Below are 20,799 nucleotides of genomic sequence, written 5' to 3' on the forward strand. Positions count from 1 at the left end.
CGTCAGTCCTCGGGGTCGTCGAGCCGGGCCAGCCAGGTGGCGAGCCGCTCGACGGCCGTCTCGAACTCGGGGTGGACGTCCACGAACGCCTGCAGCTGCTCGGCGAGCCAGGCCAGGGTGACTTCCTCGTCACCCCGGCGCTTGTCCAGCTCCTCGATCCCGCGGTCGGTGAAGTACATGGTCAGGCGAACGCCTGGTCCATCAGCACTGCCTGCTCGGCGAGGTGCCGCTTCACCGTGCCGACGGCCGTCGTGCTCGACGCCGCACGGGTGACGGGCTCCACGGGGATGCCGAGGTGCGGCACCACGTTGAGCGCGTACGACGGCCACGGCCCCTGGTTGAACGGCTCGTCCTGCACCCAGCGGACCCGCTTGAGGTTCGGGTACTTGGCGAGCTCCGCCTGGAGCTCCTCGACGGGCCACGGGTAGAGCTGCTCGACACGGGCGATCGCGAAGCTCGCGCCGTTCTCGCGCTTGCCGCGGTCGACCATGAGGTCCCACGTGACCCGGCCGGAGCAGAGGAGCAGGGTCTCGACCTTCGCCGGGTCCGCCACGGTGTCGCCGACGACCGTCTGGAACGAGCCGCTGGTGAAGTCCTCGGGCTGCGACGCGGCCTCCTTGCGCCGCAGCATCGACTTCGGCGTGAAGACGATGAGCGGGCGGTGGACCTCGCCGAGCGCGTGGCGCCGGAGCAGGTGGAAGTACGACGCCGGCGTGGACGGCTGGGCGACCACGAAGGCCTCGTCGGCGGCCAGGATGAGGAACCGCTCGATGCGGGCCGAGGAGTGGTCGGCGCCCTGGCCCTCGTAGCCGTGCGGCAGGAGCAGCACGACCCCGGAGTCCTGGCCCCACTTGGTCTTGCCCGAGGAGATGTACTCGTCGATGACGGTCTGCGCGCCGTTGACGAAGTCGCCGAACTGCGCCTCCCACAGCACCAGTGCCTCGGGGCGGGCCACCGAGTAGCCGTACTCGAAGCCGAGGGCGGCGTACTCGCTGAGCAGCGAGTCGTAGACGTAGAACTTCGCCTGCTCCTCGGTGAGGTTGGCCAGCGGGGTCCACTCGTCCGCGTTGACCCGGTCGATGATCGTCGCGAAGCGGGAGGCGAACGTGCCGCGGCGCGAGTCCTGGCCGGCCAGGCGGACCGGGCGGCCCTCCATCAGCAGGGACCCGAAGGCGATCAGCTCGCCGGTGCCCCAGTCGATGTTGCCGTCGGTCATCGAGGTCGCGCGACGCTGCAGCTGCGGCATCACCTTCGGGTGGACCGTGAAGCCGGTCGGCGGCGTGACGTAGGCGTCGGCGATCCGCTTGAGCACCTCGACGGGGATCGCCGTCTGCGTCTCGGCGATCGGCTTGTCGGGGTAGTCGGGGACGGTGGTCCACGCCTCAGGTGCCTTGTCGGCCTCACGGACCTCGGTGAAGACGCGCTCGAGCTGGTTCTGGTAGTCGCGCAGGACCTCCTCGGCCTCCTCGATCGTGATGTCGCCACGACCGATCAGGGACTCGGTGTAGAGCTTGCGGACCGAGCGCTTCTGCTCGATGAGGTCGTACATGAGCGGCTGCGTGAACGACGGGTCGTCGCCCTCGTTGTGACCGCGACGGCGGTAGCAGACGAGGTCGATGACGACGTCCTTGTGGAACGCCTGGCGGTACTCGAAGGCGAGCCGGGCGACGCGGACGCACGCCTCGGGGTCGTCGCCGTTCACGTGGAAGATCGGCGCCTGCACCATGCGGGCGACGTCCGTCGCGTACAGCGAGGAGCGGGACGAGCCGGGGGAGGTGGTGAAGCCGACCTGGTTGTTGATGACGACGTGCACCGTGCCACCGGTGCGGTAGCCGCGCAGCTGCGAGAGGTTGAGCGTCTCGGCGACCACGCCCTGGCCGGCGAACGCGGCGTCGCCGTGCACGAGCAGCGGAAGCACCGGGAAGGCCTCGCCCTGGTTGAGGACGTCCTGCTTGGCGCGGGCGATGCCCTCGAGGACCGGGTCGACCGTCTCGAGGTGGGACGGGTTCGCGGCCACCGAGACCTTGATGGTGTCGCCCGAGCCGGCGACGAACGCGCCCTCGGCGCCGAGGTGGTACTTCACGTCGCCCGAGCCCTGGACCGTGCGCGGGTCGATATTGCCCTCGAACTCGCGGAAGATCTGGTTGTAGGACTTGCCGACGATGTTGGCGAGCATGTTGAGCCGACCGCGGTGGGCCATGCCGACCGCGACCTCCTCCAGGCCGGCCTCGGCCGCCGCCTCGCAGATCTCGTCGACGACCGGGATCGTGGTCTCGCCGCCCTCGAGGGAGAAGCGCTTCTGGCCGACGAACTTCGTCTGCAGGAAGGTCTCGAACGCCTCCGCCTCGTTGAGCTTGAGCAGGATGCGCAGCTGCTCCTCGCGCGGGGTCTTCTCGTGCGGACGCTCGACGCGCTCCTGGATCCACCGGCGCTGCTCGGGGTCCTGGATGTGCATGTACTCGATGCCGGTGGTCCGCACGTAGGAGTCGCGCAGGATGCCCAGGATGTCGCGCAGCTTCATCCACGGGCGGTCCGAGCGGCCGAAGGAGCCGGTCGGGAACTCGCGCTCGAGGTCCCACAGGGTGAGTCCGTGGTTCTCGATCTCGAGGTCGGGGTGGCTGCGCTGCTTGTACTCGAGCGGGTCGGTGTCGGCCATCATGTGGCCGCGCACGCGGAAGGCGTGGATCAGCTCCAGCACGCGGGCCTGCTTGCTGATCTGGTCGTCGTGGCTGGTCGCCACGTCGACGTTCCAGCGGATCGGGGTGTACGGGATCCGCAGCGAGCGGAAGATGTCGTCGTAGAACCCGTTCTTGCCGAGCAGGAGCTCGTGCAGGCGCTTGAGGAACTCGCCCGACTGCGCGCCCTGGATGACGCGGTGGTCGTACGTCGACGTCAGCGTCATGACCTTGCTGATGCCGCTCTTGGCGATCGCGTCGGCGCTGGCCCCCTGCCACTCGGCCGGGTACTCCATCGCGCCGACGCCGATGATGGCGCCCTGGCCCTTCATCAGCCGCGGCACCGAGTGGACGGTGCCGATGCCGCCCGGGTTGGTCAGGCTGATCGAGGTGCCCTGGAAGTCGGCGACGGTGAGCTTGTTGTCACGCGCCTTGCGGACCACGTCCTCGTACGCCGCCCAGAAGCCCGCGAAGTCCATCGTCTCGGCGCCCTTGATGCTCGGGACGAGGAGCTGGCGGGAGCCGTCGGGCTTGGGGACGTCGATCGCGAGACCGAGGTTGATGTGTGCCGGCGTGATCAGGTTCGGCTTGCCGTCGATCACGTCGTAGCCGACGTTCATCTCGGGCATCGCCTTGACGGCCTGCACCATGGCGTAGCCGATGAGGTGGGTGAACGACACCTTGCCGCCGCGCGCGCGGGCCAGGTGGTTGTTGATGACGGTGCGGTTGTCCCACAGCAGCTTGACCGGGACGTCGCGGACCGAGGTGGCGGTCGGGACGGACAGCGACACCTCCATGTTCTGGGCGGTGCGCATCGGCGCGCCACGCAGCACGGTGTACGTCGGCTGGTCGGCCGCCTCGGCCTTCGCCGGGGCAGGCGCGTCCTTGGGGACCGGGTTGGTGGTGCCCTTGGCCGGCTCCGCCGCCTTGGTGTTGTCGGGACGCGGCTTGGCGACCGGCGCGGGCGCCGGAGCAGCGGGCGCAGTGGCGGCGGCTGCCGTCGCGGGTGCCGTGGTGGTGGCCGTGGTGGTGGCCGTGGTGGTGGCCGGGGCAGCGGTCTTGGTCATCGTGCCGTTCGCGGTGCCGCCCGCCGCAGGGGCGCCGTTGCCGGCGTCGAAGAACTTCTTCCAGACCGGGTCCACACTGCCTGGATCCTTCTGATACTGGTCGTACATCTCCTCGACGAGCCACTCGTTCGCGCCGAATTCGGCGGGGATCTCGGTGGAGTTGGTGGACGGGTTGCCTGAAGGCTGCGGCACGGCTTGGATCGCCTCTTCCGGAATGAGCGCGCTGTCGTTGCTGAGGAACGAGTTCCGGACGTCAAGGCTAGACCCACACGCCAGCAAATGCAGGCGTCGGGGTCCAGTTTCAGGCAAGGTGTCGTGGACACCACACGAACGGGAGACCGAACAGCGATGAGACGAGGCACCGTGAGTGCCCTGGCAGCCGTTCTGGCGTGCGGGATCGCACTCGCCGGCTGCAGCGGCGGGAGCGACGAGAAGCCGGCCGGAGGTGGTGCGACGAGCACGCCGAGTCCGTCGGCGGAGCCGGCGAAGGTGACCACCCAGGCGGCCGTCGCGACGGTCACCGGCAACCTCGGCGCGGCCAGACGTGAGACGCTCGCGGCTGCGGTCGCCAAGGTGGTCGACGGATGGCTGGACGGCGCCTATCTCGGCGACTTCCCGCGTGCGGACTACAAGGCGGCGTTCGCCGGCTTCACGCCCGGCGCCGCAGGCAAGGCGCAGCGCGACCTCGCGCTGATGACGAACTCGGCGATCTCCGACCGGATCACGAAGGCCGAGGCGACCAAGCGGTCGATCTCCCTCGACGTGCTGTCCGTCAAGCAGCGCGCCGTCGGTGTCACGGCCACGGTCGACCTGACGTTCGAGACGACCGGGGCGCTCGCGGGTGCCCAGGAGATCACCGGCACCCTCGACCTCACGCCGGACGGTGCCGGCTGGAAGATCTTCGGCTTCGACATCTCGCGGAGGCAGGCATGAGTGCCGTCAGGCAGACGCTGGGCCGGCTGTTGCGGCGGCGCGTGGCGGTGACGGCGGCGCTGGCCGGCGTGCTCGCGCTGACCGTGCTGGCGCTGCCCGACGACGCGAACCGTGCCCCCGACACGGTCCTGGTCGCGACGGAGAGCGCGAAGGGCCTGGACATCGGGCGCGACGTGGTCTGGGTGCTCGCTGTCGGGTCCGACGCCCGGCCGGGCGAGGACATGACCCGCAGCCGCGGCGACGCGATCCAGATGGTCGGCATCAACACGAGGACGGGCGCCGCCGCGATCCTCGGCGTCCCGCGCGACTCGTGGGTGAACATCCCGGGCCACGGCACGAGCAAGATCAACGCGGCCCTCTACTTCGGCGGTCCGAAGCTGTTCGGGCAGGTCGTCGGCAACCTGGTCGGCGTCCAGCCCGACTACGTCTTCATCACCCGGTTCGAGAAGTTCCAGAACCTGGTGAACGGCATCGGCGGGATCGACATCGTCAACCCGTTCTTCTTCGCCGACGACCCGATCAAGCCGAAGGGCTTCAAGGCCGGTCACCTGCACCTGACCGGCTACGAGGCGATGGCCTACTCCCGGATCCGGCACGCGCTGCTGCGCGGTGACTTCGACCGCTCCGCCCACCAGCAGATGGTCGTCAAGGCGATCCAGCGCAAGGTCCGCAAGGACCGCGACAAGCCCGGCTTCATCGCCCGCGGCGTCATGTCGGCGATGACCAACCTGCACACCGACCTCTCGCCCGTCGAGCTGTTCAAGCTCGGCCACGTGCTCGCCGACATCGACCCGGCGAAGGTGACCAACTGCGTGGTCCAGGGCGGGATCGGGAACATAGCCGGCCAGAGCGTCGTCCTGCCCCACGTGCAGGCAGCCCACCAGATGGGCGAGGATGCCAGGAAGGACGCCGTGATCTCGAGGTGCGTCGCCTGACGCACGTCGCAGCGGAGGAGGCTCACATGCCCGAGGTTGACCTGGTCGTGATCGGAACCGGCCCGGGTGGCGAGGCTCTCGCCAACCGCGCCGCGTCGGCTGGCCTCGAGGTGGTCGCCGTCGAGAAGCACCTCGTCGGCGGCGAGTGTCCCTACTACGGGTGCATCCCGACGAAGGTCATGGTGCGGGGGTCCGACGTGCTCGCCGAGTCCCGCCGTGCCGGCGAGCTCGCCGGCGACGTCACGCTCGAGCCGTCGTGGAGCCCGGTCGCCCGGCGCGTCTCCGAGGCGACGGCGGACTGGGACGATTCAGTTGCCGTCAAGCGCCTCGAGGACGCCGGCGCGGTCGTGCACCACGGCGTGGGACGGCTCGACGGTCCGCGCCGGGTCGTCGTGACCCTGCCGGACGGATCAGAGGTGGCCTACACGGCACGCCGCGGTGTCGTGCTCAACCCGGGCACGCGACCGGCCGAGCCGCCCGTCGACGGGCTGGCCGGGACGCCGTACTGGACCAATCGCGACGCGGTGCGCGCCACCTCCGTCCCCGCGACGCTGGTCGTGGTCGGCGGTGGGCCGATCGGCTGCGAGCTCGCCCAGGTCTTCGCCCGGTTCGGCGCCCGCGTCACGGTCGTCCAGCACGCCGACCGGCTGCTGGAGCGCGACGAGCCGGAGGCCTCGGCGCTGCTCGAGCAGGTCTTCGTCCGCGAGGGGATCCGGGTGCTGACCGGCTCGGAGCTCGCTTCGGTGGCGTACGCCGACGGAGGGTTCACCCTCGGACTCTCGGACGGCACCACCCTGACCGCCGAGCGGCTACTGGTCGGCGCCGGGCGTCGGCCGAACCTCGACGACCTCGGGCTCGAGTCGGTCGGCCTCGACCCGCGCTCGGTCGGCGTCGACGAGCGGATGCGGGCCGGCGACGGGCTCTGGGTGATCGGCGACGTCGCCGGGCACGGCGCGTTCACCCACCTGTCGATGTACCAGTCCGCGGTCGCGGCGCGCGACATCCTCGGCGAGGAGGGACCGACCGCGGAGTACCACGCCGTCCCGCACACGACCTTCACCGACCCCGAGGTCGCCGGCGTCGGGCTGACCGAGGCCGCCGCTCGCGACCAGGGCATCGACGTCCGGGTCGGGCAGACCGACCTGGCCGCGTCCTCGCGCGGCTACACGCACGGCCCGGGTGCGGAGGGGCTCATCAAGGTCGTCGAGGACGCCGGGTCCGGAGTGCTCGTCGGCGCCTGCGTCGTCGGGCCGTACGGCGGCGAGATCCTCTCCATGCTCACCTTGGCGGTGCACGCACGGATCCCCGTCGCGACGCTGAGGTCGATGATCTACGCCTACCCGACGTTCCACCGAGCCGTCGAGAGCGCTCTGGCAGATCTGTGAGCGTCCCGGCAGGGGACGTCCGCGCTCAGCGAGCGGTCAGCGCGGGGTCCTTGGCGACGGGCATGTCCTTCTGCCACGCCGGCGGCTCGTAGGCGTACAGGCTGCCGGCCGCGCCGCGGACGAAGTCGACGTACGCGTGTGCGGAGGCGGGGATCTGCACCCGGATCGCGGTGCCGCGGGCGAGATACATCGTGGTGAAGCCGTGCGCGTGCGCCGCCCTCAGCACGCTGAGCGCGAACGGCTGCCCGCCGGACAGGTCCGAGAGCATCTTGACCTGCACCCGCGACTGCCAGCCCGCTCCGTAGTAGCGCTGGGCGGAGGCGGCGAGGCTCGCGAACGCGGCGTTCAGGGCCGCGGCGGAGGTGAAGGGCTTGATGTCCTTGACCTCCCACTCGACGGAGAGGTGCCGCGCGGCGTCCTGCTTGAACGTCATGTCGGCGTTGCGCAGGCCCGGGCGCCTCCGGAGACCCGTCCAGGCCCGGGTCTCGAACCGACCGCTCCTCAGCCAGCGCGGGTTGAAGGGAGCCCCGTGTGCGTTCACCCAGGTCAGGTGCGCCGGCTGGGACACCCGGCCCGCTCCTGCACGCCGCGTCGCGAGCGAGGAGAAGGCGAGGTGGCCGTCCTGGTCGATCCACTGGTAGCGGCGGGCTGCCGCGTCGACCGTGCCCCGGAGCGAGTCGCCGACGGTGCCGCCGGCGCCCCTGGTCCGGGTGTTGTTGTGGTAGAGCGCTCGACCGGGCGCGGACTTGGAGACTCGGCCGACGACGGACTCGAAGCTCGGCTCCGCGGAGCCCTTCGAGCCGTTGAGGTCGACGTCGGCGACCGCGATGTAGAAGCCGTTGGCGGGGACGACACCGGGGAACGTCGCCACGCCGTTGACGTCGGTGGCCACGAGCTGGTTGACAGGGGTCCGCGACCCGTTCGCGTAGCCCGTCAGCCGGGCAGGGGCATGGACGACCGGCTGCCCGTACTGGTCGAGGAGGGTCGACGTGACGGCGTATCCGCCGGCGGTCGGCGTCGTCGTGGACCGCACGTGGGTGACGACCTGGGTGTAGACCGGCGTCTCGACCGCCTCCGAGGAGATGCCGTCGCTGACCCGGATGACGACGCGGCGGATGCCGGTGCCGAGGCCCGGGTTGCCGGTCAGGTCGACCGGCTCACGGAAGGTGTCGCTGCTGAAGCTCCCGCCGGGGGTCGCAACTCCCGGCGTCGGCTGGGCGAAGGTCGGGCTGTCGGCCTGAGGGTCGGCGATTCCCGCCGTGCTGGTCTGAACTGCCTCGCCGGTGACCCGTGCGTACGTGTGGCCGTCGAGGCGCGAGGTGAAGACGCCGAGCGGTACGGCGGAGCAGCCAGTGGTGCCCTTCGCGACCTTGCGGCGCGGCCTGACGAAGGGGCCGCACAGCTTCTCGCCCGTGTCGCGATCAGCGGTGTTCGGCTCCTTGAAGGCGGTCGCGGCGGCGGAGACGGCCACGGACTGGGTCGCCAGCGTGCCGACCTGCGTCGCGGCCTGACAGTCGACGCTGGTGTAGCCCGCCGCTTGGAGTCCGAGTGGGCCTGTCGGCTGGGTGCCGAGAGTGGTCTCGAAGACCTCGGAGTCCGGCTTGCGCGGCAGGCAGGTGGAAGCCTCGACGCCGGTCCGGCCGTAGCTCAGCCTGACGGACTGGACCGTCGCGTCGGCGCCGAGCAGCACGTGGACCCCGGTCGTGGGCACCTTCTGCTGGGTCTGGTCGGCGCGCGGAGTGAAGAACACCACCGTGGGCGTCTCGTCGGCCGCGTGCGCGACGTCGGCGGCGACCGTCGGGAGGCCGGCCACGACGAGGGTCGCGACAGCGGCCCCGACGCTCCGCCTCAGGTGCCTGCCGAGCTGCGCCATCCGCACTGCCCCTCCGTCCGTGCGCCCTCTGCTGCCGGTGCGCGAGTGAATGGTGTGAACCGTGTGACGAACGGTAGCGCCGATTCGCCGTACCGTCACCAGCATCGGTGAGAAAGGGGCCGACACGCCGGGCCGAGTCGTTGACAATGAACAAACGGCCCCGACCTGAGGTCGGGGCCGTCGCTGCGCCTCCGGCAGGATTCGAACCTGCGGCACCTGGTACCGGAAACCAGTGCTCTATCCCCTGAGCTACGGAGGCATCCACCGGCTCGGCCGGTGCGGGATGACCCTACCGCCCGCCGGTCGCGGTCACGAAACCGGGGGAGCGCAGCGCCCGTGATACCGAGGTGAGCCGCCGGGGCGCACGCGGATAGGCTTGACCGGTGACTCCCGAGCAGCTCTCCACCGCGATCGTCGACGCCCTGACGACGCTGTCGGACGAGGGTGCACTCGCCCTCCCCGACGGTGTCCCGACCAGCGTGACGGTGGAGCGACCCCGGCAGAAGGGTCACGGCGACTACGCCACCAACGTCGCGCTGCAGCTCGCCAAGAAGGCGGGCACCAACCCGCGTGCCCTCGCCGAGCTGGTGGCCGGTCGGCTCAAGCAGGCGGCGGGCGTCGACGAGGTCGAGATCGCCGGACCGGGCTTCCTCAACATCACCGTCGCCGCCGGCGCGCAGGGCGAGGTGGCCGCCTCGATCGTCGTCGCCGGGGCTTCGTACGGCGCCAGCGACGTCCTGGCCGGGCAGCGGATCAACATCGAGTTCATCTCCGCCAACCCGACCGGGCCGCTCCACCTCGGCCACACCCGGTGGGCGGTGCTCGGCGACGCGATCGCTCGCGTGCTGACCGCGGCGGGCGCCGAGGTCGCCCGCGAGTTCTACATCAACGACCGCGGCGTGCAGATGAACAACTTCGCCGCCTCGATCGTCGCCGCCGCGACGGGGAAGCCGACTCCGCAGGACGGGTACGCCGGGGCGTACATCGACGACCTCGCGAAGGCGGTCGGCGACGCGTCGCCGGGCATCTTCGACCTGCCCGAGCCGGAGCGCCTGCGGGCCGTGCGCGCCAAGGGCTACGAGATCCAGCTCGCGGAGCAGCAGGCGCAGCTCGACGGCTTCAACACCCACTTCGACGTGTGGTTCTCCGAGCTCTCCCTGCACGACTCAGGCTCGGTGCCCGAGACGCTGGCCCGCCTCAAGGAGCTCGGCCACGTCTACGAGGAGGGCGGCGCGCTCTGGATGCGCACCACCGACTTCGGGGACGACAAGGACCGCGTCCTGATCAAGTCCGACGGCGAGCTGACCTACTTCGCGTCCGACACCGCCTACTACCTGAACAAGCGGTCGCGCGGCTTCGACCACTGCATCTACCTGCTCGGCGCCGACCACCACGGCTACGTGAATCGGCTCCGTGCCATGGCGGCCTGCGTCGGCGACGACCCCGACAAGACCCTCGACGTCATGATCGGGCAGCTGGTCAAGATCCTGCGCGACGGCGCCGAGCTCAAGCTCTCCAAGCGGGCCGGCACCATCGTGACGCTCAGCGAGCTCGCCGAGGAGATCGGCGTCGATGCCCTCCGCTACTCGCTGGCGCGCTATCCGGCCGACTCGCCGCTGACCCTCGACGTCGCCGAGATCACGAAGGCGTCCAACGACAACCCGGTCTACTACGTGCAGTACGCCCACGCGCGCACCTGCCGCATGCTGGCCAACGCCGCGGACCTCGAGATGACGCTGCCGGAGGACCTCTCGGGGACGGCGGGTGGCTTCGACCCGTCGCTGCTCGCCCACGAGCGCGACGGCGAGCTGCTGCGCGCCCTGGCCGACTTCCCCCGGGTCGTGGCGGCTGCTGCCGAGCTGCGTGAGCCGCACCGGATCGCTCGCTATCTCGAGGACACCGCGTCGGTCTTCAACAAGTGGTACGACACCAAGGAGTGCCGCATGCTCCCGCAGGGCGACGAGCCCGTGACGCCGGCGAACGTGGCGCGCATGGTCCTGGTCGTCGCCACCCAGACGGTGCTCGCCAACGGCCTCGACCTGCTCGGCGTCTCGGCGCCCGAGCGGATGTGAGCCGGCGGTGACCCATGAGGCCGGCTGGGCGCATGCGCCCGGCGCGCTGCACAGCCCGTCGTGGTTGCGGCATCCCGGTGACGTCAACGCCCTGATGCCCGACCTGTGGTCGCGGACGGCGGAGAAGCTCGACGGCGAGCTCCACGTCGGCGGGCTGGCGGTCCCGGCCCTCGTCGCGAACGTCAACACCCCGGCGTACGTCCTCGACGAGGCGGACTTCCGCGCCCGCGCGGCCGCCTTCCGCGAGGCCTTCGCGGGCTACGACGTCTACTACGCGGGCAAGGCCTTCCTCTGCACCGCCGTCGCCCGGTGGATCAAGGAGGAGGGGCTCTTCCTCGACGTCTGCTCCGACACCGAGCTCACCGTCGCGCTGCGCGCCGAGGTCGAGCCGGCGCGCATCGGCTACCACGGCAACAACAAGACGGCGATGGAGCTGCGCCGGGCGATCATCTCCGGCGTCGGCCGCATCATCGTCGACTCCTTCCACGAGGTGGATCGGATCGTGTCGATCGCCGCCGAGACGGGGGTGCCCGCCCGCGTGATGGTGCGCGTGACGGCCGGTGTCGAGGCGCACACCCACGAATACATCGCGACCGCCCACGAGGACCAGAAGTTCGGCTTCTCGATCGCGAGCGGCGACGCCTTCGAGGCCGTACGACGCCTGCTGGCCGCGCCGAACGTGGAGCTGCGCGGACTGCACTCCCACATCGGCAGCCAGATCTTCGACTCCGCCGGGTTCGAGGTGGCCGCCCGCCGGGTCCTGGCGCTCCACGCGCGGATCGCCGACGAGCTCGGCATCGAGCTGCCGGAGCTCGACCTGGGTGGAGGCTTCGGCATCGCCTACACGAGCCAGGACGACCCGAGCACGCCCGAACGCCTGGCGACGGATCTGACCAGGATCGTGGAGCACGAGTGCCGTGCGCTCGGCATCGACGTCCCGCGCCTCTCGATCGAGCCCGGCCGCGCGATCGTCGGGCCGGCGATGTGCACGGTCTACACCGTCGGCACGGTCAAGGAGGTCGCCCTCGACGGCGGCGCCACCCGCACGTATGTGAGCGTCGACGGGGGGATGAGCGACAACATCCGGACCGCGCTCTACGACGCCGACTACTCCGCCACGCTCGCGAGCCGGGTCAGCGATGCGCCCGCGGTCCTCACCCGCGTGGTGGGCAAGCACTGCGAAGCCGGCGACATCGTCGTGAAGGACGAGTTCCTGCCCGGCGACGTCCGCCCCGGCGACCTCATCGCGGTCCCGGCCACCGGGGCCTACTGCCGGTCGATGGCGTCGAACTACAACCACGCCCTGCGGCCACCGGTCGTCGCGGTCAAGGACGGCGAGTCCCGGGTCATCGTGCGCCGCGAGACCGTCGACGACCTCCTTGCCACGGACCTCGGCTGAGCTGCGGCCGCTCAGTCGCCGGCGCGCATCGCCTTCAGGACGGCCCTCCCACGAGGTGAGAGCCGGTAGCCGACGGGCAGGCTCTCGGTGAGTCCGAGCTCCTTGAGCCGGCGTACGTCGGCCTTGAACGGCCGCTTCTCGCGTCCGATGCTCGCCGCGATCGTCTCGGCGAGCTCGCCCGGCCGGGCCTCGATGAGCTCGAGGTGCTGCCGGGTCCACGGGCCGCGGTGGCTGCGGCGGTCCATGTCGGCGAGCTCGGCCAGCAGGCCGGTGACCTCCCGGCGCCCCGGCCGCTTCGCCCGCAACGCGACGCGCTCGTCCGCACCGGCGAACCGCACGCCGATCCGGTAGACGTCGCCGTCCTTGCGCCCCAGGAACGAGAGCAGCCGGGCCAGGTCGGTCCCGGCGCGCTCCGCGTCCTCCTCGACCAGGGTCGCAGGGTCGACCCGGTCGACGGAGACGAACTCCACCACGCCGACGCGGGTGCGCTGGCGTCCCCCCGCGACGTGCATCGGACGCGACCAGGTGCGGAACGCGAGGTCGATCTCACCACTGACGATGCGGTCGAGGTCGGCGTTCGGGAAGAGCACGTCGCCATCATCCCAGCGACCTCTTCGGTCGCGGCGATGCGCGGCGTCCCGGAAATTCGCGTTGACCTCAACCCCGCTCGAGGTTGTGGGATGGGCGTCGTGACCGATCTCCGGAGCGAGCCCGCCTCCCTGTGGACCGGCCCCCACCTGCGCACGACGGTCGGGGTCTTCGCGCTGGCGTTCCTGTTCGCCTTCGAATACCTGGCCGTCGCGACCGTGATGCCCGACGTCGCGGAGGCGCTCGACGGGCTCCCGCTGTACGCGGTCGCCTTCTCCGCGCCGATGGCGACCTCGGTGGTCGCCTTCACCGTGGTCGGCCCGTGGTGCGACCGGCGCGGCCCGCGGCCGGCCGTCGACGCGGGCGTCGTCGTCTTCGGAGCCGGCCTGCTCGTCGCCGGCCTGGCGCCGACCATGCCCGTCTTCCTCGTCGGACGGGCGATCCAGGGCTTCGGCATGGGCCTGCTGGGCGTCGCCGTGTACGTCGTCGTCGCCCAGGCCTACCCGGAGCGGCTGCGCGCCAGGGCGTTCACGGTGCTCACCGGCGCGTGGGTGCTTCCGGCGCTGATCGGGCCGGCGATCGCGGCCTCGGTCGCCGCGGCCCTCGGCTGGCGCTGGGTCTTCCTGGGGGTCCCGGTGCTCGTCGTCGCCGCGTGGTGGCTGGTGCACGATGCGCCGTCGCACGCGTCCGGCGAGGGCGCCCGGCGCCGGGGCGACCTGGGTCGGGCAGTCGTCGTGGCGGCGGCGGTCCTCGTGGTGAGTCTGGCCGGCCAGCGTGATCTGCCCGGTTGGCCGGTGCTCCTCGCCGTGGCCTGTGCCGCCGTGCTGGTGGCGGGGCCCCGACTGCTGCCGCCCGGGACCTGGACCGGTCGGCGCGGCCTGCCCAGCGTGATCGGGACCCGCGGCCTCATCGGGGCGGCCTTCGCAGGTGCCGAGGCCTACGTTCCGCTGCTGCTGACCCTGCAACGCGGGCTCAGTCTCACCGAGGCGGGCTGGGCGCTGACCGCCGGGGCGACCACGTGGTTCGGCGGCTCCTGGGTCGCTGCGAACTGGTCGGCACTGTCCGACGAGGTGCGCCGGGTGCGGATCGGTGCCGTCGCCTTGGCCGCCGGCATCGCTGTCTTCGCCACCGCCGCGACGTCGTCCGTGCCCCTGGTCGTCCCGATGCTGGGCTGGGCGCTCGCGGGCGCCGGCATCGGAATGGCGTTCTCGACACTCTCGGTCCTGACCCTGTCCGCCGCGTCGCCGGGCGAGGAGGGCCGGGCCTCGTCGGCGCTGCAGCTCAACGACGCGGTCGTCCAGGCCCTCGTCCTGGCCGCCGGCAGCGTCGTCTTCGCCGGGTTCGCGGCCTCGTCACCGGTCGCCGGGGCGACCGTGCTGGTGCTCGCCGCCGCGTCGATCGGCGCGCTCGCCCTGCTGCCGGCGAGCCGGTTGCGCTGACGCCGCCGCGTCCACCTGTCCGCGTTCCGTCGCTCGTGAGCAGGGGAGGGCGGGCGCCGATACGCTGGGGTCATGCGTCCCCTCAAGGTGGCGGTGCTCGGCTGCGGCTCCGTCGGATCCCAGGTCGTCCGACTGCTCCTCGAGCAGGCCGGTGACCTCGCGGCCCGCGTCGGTGCGCCGATCGAGCTGGCCGGAGTAGCAGTCCGCCGCCTCGACGCGCCCCGCGACGTCGATGTACCGCCCGATCTGCTGACAACGGACGCCCAGGGCCTCGTCGCCCGCGATGACGTCGACGTCGTGGTCGAGGTGATCGGCGGCATCGAGCCGGCGCGCGGCCTGATCCTCAGCGCGCTCGAGAACGGCGCCAGCGTCGTCACCGCCAACAAGGCGCTGCTCGCCGAGGACGGCGCGACCCTCTTCGAGGCGGCGGAGAAGGCCGGTCGCGACCTCTACTACGAGGCCGCGGTCGCCGGTGCCATCCCGATCCTGCGCCCGCTGCGCGAGTCGCTGGCCGGCGACCGGGTGACGAAGGTGATGGGCATCGTCAACGGCACCACCAACTACATCCTCGACAAGATGGACACCCAGGGCTCCGGCTTCGACGAGGCCCTGGCCGAGGCCCAGGAGCTCGGGTACGCCGAGGCCGACCCGACGGCCGACGTCGAGGGCTTCGACGCCGCCGCGAAGGCCGCCATCCTCGCCAGTCTCGCGTTCCACAGCCGGGTGACGGCCAGCGACGTGCACCGCGAGGGCATCTCCGAGGTCACTGCCGCCGACGTGGCCAGCGCCCAGGCGATGGGCAGCGTCGTCAAGCTGCTCGCCATCGCCGAGCTCCGGTCGGTCGCCGGGGGAGACGACGCGGTGAGTGCCCGGGTGCATCCGGTGATGATCCCGCGAAGCCATCCGCTGGCGAGCGTCCGGGAGGCGTTCAACGCGGTCTTCGTCGAGTCGGAGGCGGCCGGACAGCTGATGTTCTACGGCCGCGGCGCCGGCGGCTCACCGACCGCGAGCGCGGTGCTCGGCGACCTCGTCACGGTCGCGCGCAACGTGGTCGCGGGCACGAAGGGCGCCGGCGAGTCGGCGTACGCCGACCGCGCGATGCTGCCGATGGGGGAGACGATCACCCGCTACCACGTCTCGCTCGACGTGGCTGACAAGGCCGGCGTCCTGGCCGCTGTCGCGACTGCGTTCGCCGACCACGGCGTGTCGATCCAGACGGTGCGGCAGGAGGGGCGCGACGCCGACGCCCAGCTGGTCGTCGTGAGCCACGAGGCGACCGACGCGCAGCTCGCCGCCACGGTCGAGGCACTGCGTGGCATGGACATCGTCCGCGACGTCACGAGCGTGATGCGCGTCGAAGGGGAGCTCGCATGACTCAGAAGCCGGCCGGTCAGCCGGCCCACCAGTGGCGCGGCGTGATCGAGGAGTACCGCGACCTCCTGGACATCCCGCTCGACACCCGCGCGGTCACGCTCGGCGAGGGTGGCACCCCGCTCGTCCACTCCGAGTGGCTGTCGGGCCTGACCGGCGGCGAGGTCTGGCTGAAGGTCGAGGGCCAGAACCCGACCGGCTCGTTCAAGGACCGTGGCATGACCGCGGCGATCTCGGTCGCCGTCCACGAGGGCGCGCAGGCCTGCGTGTGCGCCAGCACCGGCAACACCTCGGCCTCGATGGCGGCGTACGCCGCGAAGGCCGGCATCACCCCGATCGTGCTCGTGCCGGACGGGAAGATCGCCGCGGGCAAGCTCGCCCAGGCTCTGGTCCACGGTGCCCAGGTGATCCAGGTGCGTGGCAACTTCGACGACTGCCTCAAGCTCTCCCGCGGCCTGGCCGAGCACTATCCGGTCGCGCTGGTGAACTCGGTCAACCCGGTCCGGCTGGAAGGTCAGAAGACGGCCGCGTTCGAGGTCGTCGACCGCCTCGGCGACGCCCCTGACTACCACCTGATGCCGATCGGCAACGCGGGCAACATGTCGGCGTACTGGCTCGGCTACCAGCAGTACGCCGCCGCCGGGCACTCGTCGAAGCTGCCGGTGCTCCGTGCGTTCCAGGCCGAGGGCGCCGCTCCGCTGGTGCTCGGCCAGCCGGTGGAGTTCCCCGAGACGCGCGCGACCGCCATCCGGATCGGGAACCCCGCCTCCTGGAAGCTCGCCGAGGCCGCCAAGGACGCCTCCGGCGGCCGGTTCGCAGCCCTGTCCGACGACCAGATCCTGAGCGCCCAGGCCGAGCTGGCCCGCCGCGAGGGCGTCTTCGTCGAGCCGGCGTCGGCGGCCGGCGTCGCCGGTCTGCTCGCCGAGCTGGCCGCAGGTGAGTCCTACGCCGGCGCGACGGTCGTCATCACGGTGACGGGCCACGGCCTCAAGGACACCGTGACGGCGCTGGAGTTCTTCGGCGAGGTCCCCCAGGTCGTGGTGGACGCCGACATCGACGCCGCGGCGGCCGCGGCCGGGCTCGTCTGACCCGGATGACGTCCTTCGTCACGGGGCCCGTCCGGGTCACGGTCCCGGCCACGTCGGCCAACCTCGGCCCGGGCTACGACTCGTTGGGGCTCGCGCTCGAGCTGCGTGACACGCTCGAGGCCGAGGTCACCGGCACCGGCCTGGTCGTCGAGGTCGAGGGGGAGGGCGCCGGCGCCGTGTCCCTCGACGAGAGCCACCTGGTGGTCAGGTCGATGCGGGCGGCGTTCGAGCTGCTGGGGCAGCAGCCGCCGGGGCTGCGGCTGCGGTGCCGCAACCTCGTACCGCACGCGCGCGGCCTGGGCTCGTCCTCCGCTGCCATCGTCGGTGGCGTCGTGCTGGCACGAGCGCTCGTGGCCGGTGGTGAGCTCCTCCTCGACGACGAGGCGGCGTTCCGGCTGACGGCCGACCTCGAGGGCCACCCTGACAACGTCGCTCCCGCGTTCCACGGCGGCTTCGTGATCTCGGGCAACGAGGCCGCCCCCGGTGAGCGCGGCGACTTCTGGGCGGTCAAGGCGTCGGTCGACCCCCGCGTCGGCGCGGTGGTGTTCATCCCGCCGACGGGGGTGGAGACGAAGGTCGCCCGCGGGCTGCTGCCCGACCGGGTCCCGCACGCCGACGCCGCGGCCGGTGCCGCACGCACCGCGCTGCTCGTCGCAGCCCTCGCCGGGCAGCCCGAGCAGCTGCACCGCGCGACCCGCGACTACCTGCACCAGGAGTATCGCCGCCCGGCGATGCCCGACTCCCTCGCGCTCGTGGACGCGCTCCGGGGTGACGGTGTCGCGGCGGTCGTGTCCGGGGCCGGTCCGACGGTGTTGGCGTTCACCGACGGCGACGGGTCGGCGCACACGCACCAGCTGGTGGCCCGGTGCCCGGACCGATGGGTCGCCCGCCACCTCGCCGTCTCGCTCGACGGCGCCCGCGTCGAGTAGTCGCGGCCGGTGGGGAATCGGACACGCCGATGCCCTTTGTTACAGTCGTGACGCGCCACACAGTGAGGCGTGGCATCATGAGGACCGATCGGTCCGCGATGCGGAACCCTCTTCCCTCCCCCCGCGCAGTCCCGCGCAGACCACTCTGCCCAGATCGGGACCACTGCAGGGAGGGAAGCTTGACATCAGGTCAGCCGCCGGCTTCATGCCGGATCAGGCTGTGATACGTGGGAAGGACCTCACGTGACGGAAACCATCGAACCCACCGCTGCAGGCGCCGAGGGCGCCGCCAAGAAGCGCGGTGGGCTCAACGCGATGCTGCTCGCCGATCTCAAGGCGATGGCGAGTGGCATGGGCATCTCCGGTGCCGGGTCGATGAAGAAGGCCCAGCTCATCGACGCCATCAAGGCCGCCCAGACGGGCGGCGGTCGCCCCGCGAGGACCGAGGGCGACGCGCCGAAGGCGGAGACCAGGGCCCGACGCGGCGCCGCCACCCGCGGTGCCACCACGCCGGAGGGCGAGAGCCCGGCCGAGCAGAAGGCGCCCGCCGAGCCGGCCGCGCGCGCCGAGCAGAAGGCGCCTGCGGAGCGCAAGACCCGCGCCGAGCGCAAGCCCCGGGCCGAGCAGAAGGCCGGGCCCACCGAGGCGAAGGCTGAGCCGAGCCCCGAGACCTCCGACGCGGGTCAGCGAGAGCGCCAGGGCGACCGCGGCGAACAGCGTGACCGCCAGGGCGAACAGCGTGACCGCCAGGGCGACCAGCGTGACCGCGGCGAGCAGCGCGACCGCCAGGGCGACCGGGGCGAGCAGGCCAACCGTGGTGAGCAGGCCAACCGTGGTGAGCAGGCCGACCAGGCCGAGCGCCAGGGCGACCAGGGTCGGGGCCACGGCCAGGACCAGGGCGCCCCGGGTGCCAACCGCGACGTCGACGGGGAGGGCGGCAGCCGCCGCAACCGTCGCCGCCGTGGGCGCGACCGTGACCGCGACCGCCCCGCCGCTGCCGCCGCGCCCCGCCAGGGTGGGCAGCGCAACGAGCCCGACACCGAGATCCGCGACGACGACGTGCTCGTCCCGGCCGCGGGCATCCTCGACGTGCTCGACAACTACGCGTTCGTGCGGACCAGCGGCTACCTGCCCGGGGCGGACGACGTCTACGTCTCGCTGTCGATGGTCCGTCGGCTCGGCCTGCGCCGTGGTGACGCGATCACCGGCCAGGTGCGCCAGCCCCGCGAGGGCGAGCGCCGCGAGAAGTTCAACCCGATGGTGCGGATCGACACCGTCAACGGCGCGGACCCGTCCGCGGCCACGACGCGTGTGGACTTCTCGAAGCTGACCCCGCTGTACGCCAACGAGCGGCTGCGCATGGAGACCGACGCGACCAACATGATCGGTCGCGTCATCGACATCGCCGCGCCCATCGGCAAGGGCCAGCGCGGCCTCATCGTCTCGCCGTCGAAGGCCGGCAAGACGATGATCATGCAGTCGATCGCCAACTCGATCACCACGAACAACCCCGAGTGCCACCTCATGGTCGTCCTGGTCGACGAGCGGCCCGAGGAGGTCACCGACTTCGAGCGCTCGGTCAAGGGCGAGGTCATCTCCTCGACGTTCGACCGTCCGGCCTCGGACCACACGATCGTCGCCGAGCTGGCCATCGAGCGGGCCAAGCGTCTCGTGGAGCTCGGCCACGACGTCGTCGTGCTGCTCGACGGCATCACCCGCCTCGGTCGTGCGTACAACCTCGCGGCCCCGGCGAGCGGCCGGATCCTGTCCGGTGGCGTCGACTCGGCGGCGCTGTACCCGCCGAAGAAGTTCTTCGGCGCCGCGCGCAACATCGAGAACGGCGGCTCGCTGACGATCCTGGCGACCGCGCTGATCGAGTCGGGCTCGAAGATGGACGAGGTGATCTTCGAGGAGTTCAAGGGCACCGGCAACATGGAGATCCGGCTGCGCCGGGACTTCGCGGAGAAGCGCATCTTCCCGGCCATCGACGCCGTGCAGTCCGGCACCCGTCGCGAGGAGCTCCTGATGAGCAAGGAGGAGCTCGCCATCGTGTGGAAGCTGCGGCGCGTGCTCTCCGCCCTCGACGGTCAGCAGGCGCTCGAGCTGCTGCTGGAGCGCCTCAAGAAGACGCACAGCAACATCGAGTTCCTCATGCAGGTGCAGAAGACGACGCCGGGCTCCGAGCAGATCTGAGTCACGGAGCCACCGACCGAGGCCTCGGTCGTCACGTCAGGAGCGCAGCTCCGACATGGCGGCCGAGGCCTCGTCGATGATGGACCGCATCGCACGCTCGGCGCCCGCGGCGTCACCCAGGCGTACGGCGCGGGCGACCTCGTCGTGGAGCGCGACCGCCTCGGGGTTCGGCCGGTTCGGCATCATGCCGTGATGGGTGCGACCGCCGAGCACCTCCGCGACGACCTCGCCGAGCGAGGCCAGCATCTCGTTGCCGCTCGCCTCGAGCAGCGTCCGGTGGAACGCCTGGTCGGCGAGCAGGTAGGGCCCCAGGTCGCCCGACCGCCCGTGCACCTCCATGTCGGAGACAGCGACGGCCATGGAGCGGCACTGCTCCGGTGTCGCGCGCAGGGCGGCGAGGGCGGCTGCGACCGGCTCGACGCCTCGACGCAGCTCTGAGAGCGAGAGGAGCTGGTCGACCCGGTCGGTGCTGTCGAGTCGCCACCGGATGACACGGGGGTCGAAGACGTTCCACGACGACCGGGGGAGCACCGTCACGCCGACGCGGCGACGTGACGCGAGCATCCCCATCGACTCCAGCACGCGCACGGCCTCGCGGGCGACGCTGCGCGAGACGGCGTACTCGCTGCAGAGGCCCTCAAGCGTGAGCACGGTGCCTGCCGCGAGCGCGCCGGAGACCACTGCGGTGCCGAGTGCGGAGAGCACCGAGCCGTGCAGCTCGACAGTGGCTTCCGGGTGTGCCGGGGGGAGTGTCACGAGGGAATGCTCCCACTCCGGCGCGGTCCAAGAAAAGAGCGGATCATTCAAAAGAAATACTTGCAAAAGTATGACTATTGATGATTCCCTGTGGCG

At 71.5% G+C, this 20,799-nt stretch carries 15 protein-coding genes and 1 tRNA gene; 10 read left to right on the forward strand and 6 right to left on the reverse strand.

The annotated features are described in order from the left end of the window. Window positions 1-2 precede the first annotated feature (2 nt). Window positions 3-179 (reverse strand): DUF6104 family protein, encoded by a 177-nt coding sequence (locus ABD205_RS14955; protein ID WP_344046049.1) that lies wholly within the window; start codon window positions 177-179, stop codon window positions 3-5. 2 nt (window positions 180-181) lie between these two features. Beyond that, complete coding sequence (locus ABD205_RS14960; protein WP_344046051.1) at window positions 182-3,934, reverse strand: multifunctional oxoglutarate decarboxylase/oxoglutarate dehydrogenase thiamine pyrophosphate-binding subunit/dihydrolipoyllysine-residue succinyltransferase subunit; 3,753 nt, start codon at window positions 3,932-3,934, stop codon at window positions 182-184. Window positions 3,935-4,105: 171 nt separating this feature from the next. Here ABD205_RS14960 and ABD205_RS14965 point away from each other — a divergent pair, with 171 nt between their 5' ends. From ABD205_RS14965 to ABD205_RS14975, 3 genes are read left to right on the forward strand one after another with little or no spacing between them, the layout of a single operon-like run. After that, entirely contained in the window at window positions 4,106-4,675 is a 570-nt protein-coding gene (locus ABD205_RS14965; RefSeq protein ID WP_344046053.1) for a hypothetical protein, read from the forward strand. Then, the gene (locus ABD205_RS14970) at window positions 4,672-5,610 is read left to right on the forward strand and encodes an LCP family protein (RefSeq protein WP_344046055.1); all 939 of its coding nucleotides are present in this window, start codon (window positions 4,672-4,674) and stop codon (window positions 5,608-5,610) included. The genes ABD205_RS14965 and ABD205_RS14970 overlap by 4 nt, the downstream gene beginning before the upstream one ends. A gap of 26 nt (window positions 5,611-5,636) precedes the next feature. After that, the gene (locus ABD205_RS14975) at window positions 5,637-6,995 is read left to right on the forward strand and encodes a dihydrolipoyl dehydrogenase family protein (RefSeq protein WP_344046057.1); all 1,359 of its coding nucleotides are present in this window, start codon (window positions 5,637-5,639) and stop codon (window positions 6,993-6,995) included. Between the two features lie 25 nt (window positions 6,996-7,020). Here ABD205_RS14975 and ABD205_RS14980 read toward each other — a convergent pair whose 3' ends face one another. Together ABD205_RS14980 and ABD205_RS14985 are read right to left on the reverse strand one after the other, a co-directional pair. Then, window positions 7,021-8,868, reverse strand: a complete 1,848-nt coding sequence (locus ABD205_RS14980; RefSeq protein ID WP_344046059.1) for a hypothetical protein — start codon at window positions 8,866-8,868, stop codon at window positions 7,021-7,023. 186 nt (window positions 8,869-9,054) lie between these two features. Next, window positions 9,055-9,127, reverse strand: a tRNA-Arg gene (locus ABD205_RS14985). A 124-nt stretch (window positions 9,128-9,251) separates the two neighbouring features. On the opposite strand from ABD205_RS14985, the gene argS reads away from it, so the two are divergent. After that, window positions 9,252-10,940: an arginine--tRNA ligase gene (gene argS / locus ABD205_RS14990; protein ID WP_344046061.1), complete on the forward strand. Its 1,689-nt coding sequence runs from the start codon at window positions 9,252-9,254 to the stop codon at window positions 10,938-10,940. 7 nt (window positions 10,941-10,947) lie between these two features. Beyond that, on the forward strand, window positions 10,948-12,339 hold the full coding sequence (gene lysA, locus ABD205_RS14995) for a diaminopimelate decarboxylase (protein WP_344046063.1): 1,392 nt from the start codon (window positions 10,948-10,950) through the stop codon (window positions 12,337-12,339). 11 nt (window positions 12,340-12,350) lie between these two features. Here lysA and ABD205_RS15000 read toward each other — a convergent pair whose 3' ends face one another. Further along, window positions 12,351-12,929 (reverse strand): hypothetical protein, encoded by a 579-nt coding sequence (locus tag ABD205_RS15000; protein WP_344046065.1) that lies wholly within the window; start codon window positions 12,927-12,929, stop codon window positions 12,351-12,353. A gap of 99 nt (window positions 12,930-13,028) precedes the next feature. Here ABD205_RS15000 and ABD205_RS15005 point away from each other — a divergent pair, with 99 nt between their 5' ends. The 5 genes from ABD205_RS15005 (at window position 13,029) to rho (ending at window position 19,947) form a co-directional block, all read left to right on the forward strand. Then, entirely contained in the window at window positions 13,029-14,366 is a 1,338-nt protein-coding gene (locus ABD205_RS15005) for an MFS transporter (RefSeq protein WP_344046067.1), read from the forward strand. A 72-nt stretch (window positions 14,367-14,438) separates the two neighbouring features. Further along, window positions 14,439-15,740 (forward strand): homoserine dehydrogenase, encoded by a 1,302-nt coding sequence (locus tag ABD205_RS15010; RefSeq protein ID WP_344046069.1) that lies wholly within the window; start codon window positions 14,439-14,441, stop codon window positions 15,738-15,740. Further along, window positions 15,737-16,825, forward strand: coding sequence for a threonine synthase (thrC, locus tag ABD205_RS15015; protein WP_344046071.1), 1,089 nt, complete (start codon window positions 15,737-15,739; stop codon window positions 16,823-16,825). The genes ABD205_RS15010 and thrC overlap by 4 nt, the downstream gene beginning before the upstream one ends. Before the next feature lie 5 nt (window positions 16,826-16,830). After that, a complete protein-coding gene (thrB, locus tag ABD205_RS15020; protein WP_344046073.1) occupies window positions 16,831-17,754 on the forward strand; it encodes a homoserine kinase in 924 nt (307 codons plus the stop codon). A gap of 243 nt (window positions 17,755-17,997) precedes the next feature. Beyond that, window positions 17,998-19,947, forward strand: coding sequence for a transcription termination factor Rho (gene rho, locus ABD205_RS15025; protein WP_344046075.1), 1,950 nt, complete (start codon window positions 17,998-18,000; stop codon window positions 19,945-19,947). 36 nt (window positions 19,948-19,983) lie between these two features. On the opposite strand, the gene ABD205_RS15030 is transcribed toward rho, so the two are convergent. Further along, window positions 19,984-20,703 (reverse strand): FadR/GntR family transcriptional regulator, encoded by a 720-nt coding sequence (locus tag ABD205_RS15030; protein WP_344046077.1) that lies wholly within the window; start codon window positions 20,701-20,703, stop codon window positions 19,984-19,986. Window positions 20,704-20,799 lie beyond the last annotated feature (96 nt).

Origin of the sequence: Nocardioides panacihumi (genome assembly GCF_039530925.1) — a bacterium.
Lineage (GTDB): Bacteria > Actinomycetota > Actinomycetes > Propionibacteriales > Nocardioidaceae > Nocardioides > Nocardioides panacihumi.

What these genes read in the sequence shown, in the direction of transcription:
- ABD205_RS14980 (WP_344046059.1), bottom strand. Translation starts at nt 8,868, where the DNA reads ATGGCGCAGCTCGGCAGGCACCTGAGGCGGAGCGTCGGGGCCGCTGTC.
- ABD205_RS14955 (WP_344046049.1), bottom strand. Translation starts at nt 179, where the DNA reads ATGTACTTCACCGACCGCGGGATCGAGGAGCTGGACAAGCGCCGGGGT.
- thrB (WP_344046073.1), top strand. Translation starts at nt 16,831, where the DNA reads ATGACGTCCTTCGTCACGGGGCCCGTCCGGGTCACGGTCCCGGCCACG.
- ABD205_RS15010 (WP_344046069.1), top strand. Translation starts at nt 14,439, where the DNA reads ATGCGTCCCCTCAAGGTGGCGGTGCTCGGCTGCGGCTCCGTCGGATCC.
- thrC (WP_344046071.1), top strand. Translation starts at nt 15,737, where the DNA reads ATGACTCAGAAGCCGGCCGGTCAGCCGGCCCACCAGTGGCGCGGCGTG.
- ABD205_RS14975 (WP_344046057.1), top strand. Translation starts at nt 5,637, where the DNA reads ATGCCCGAGGTTGACCTGGTCGTGATCGGAACCGGCCCGGGTGGCGAG.
- ABD205_RS14970 (WP_344046055.1), top strand. Translation starts at nt 4,672, where the DNA reads ATGAGTGCCGTCAGGCAGACGCTGGGCCGGCTGTTGCGGCGGCGCGTG.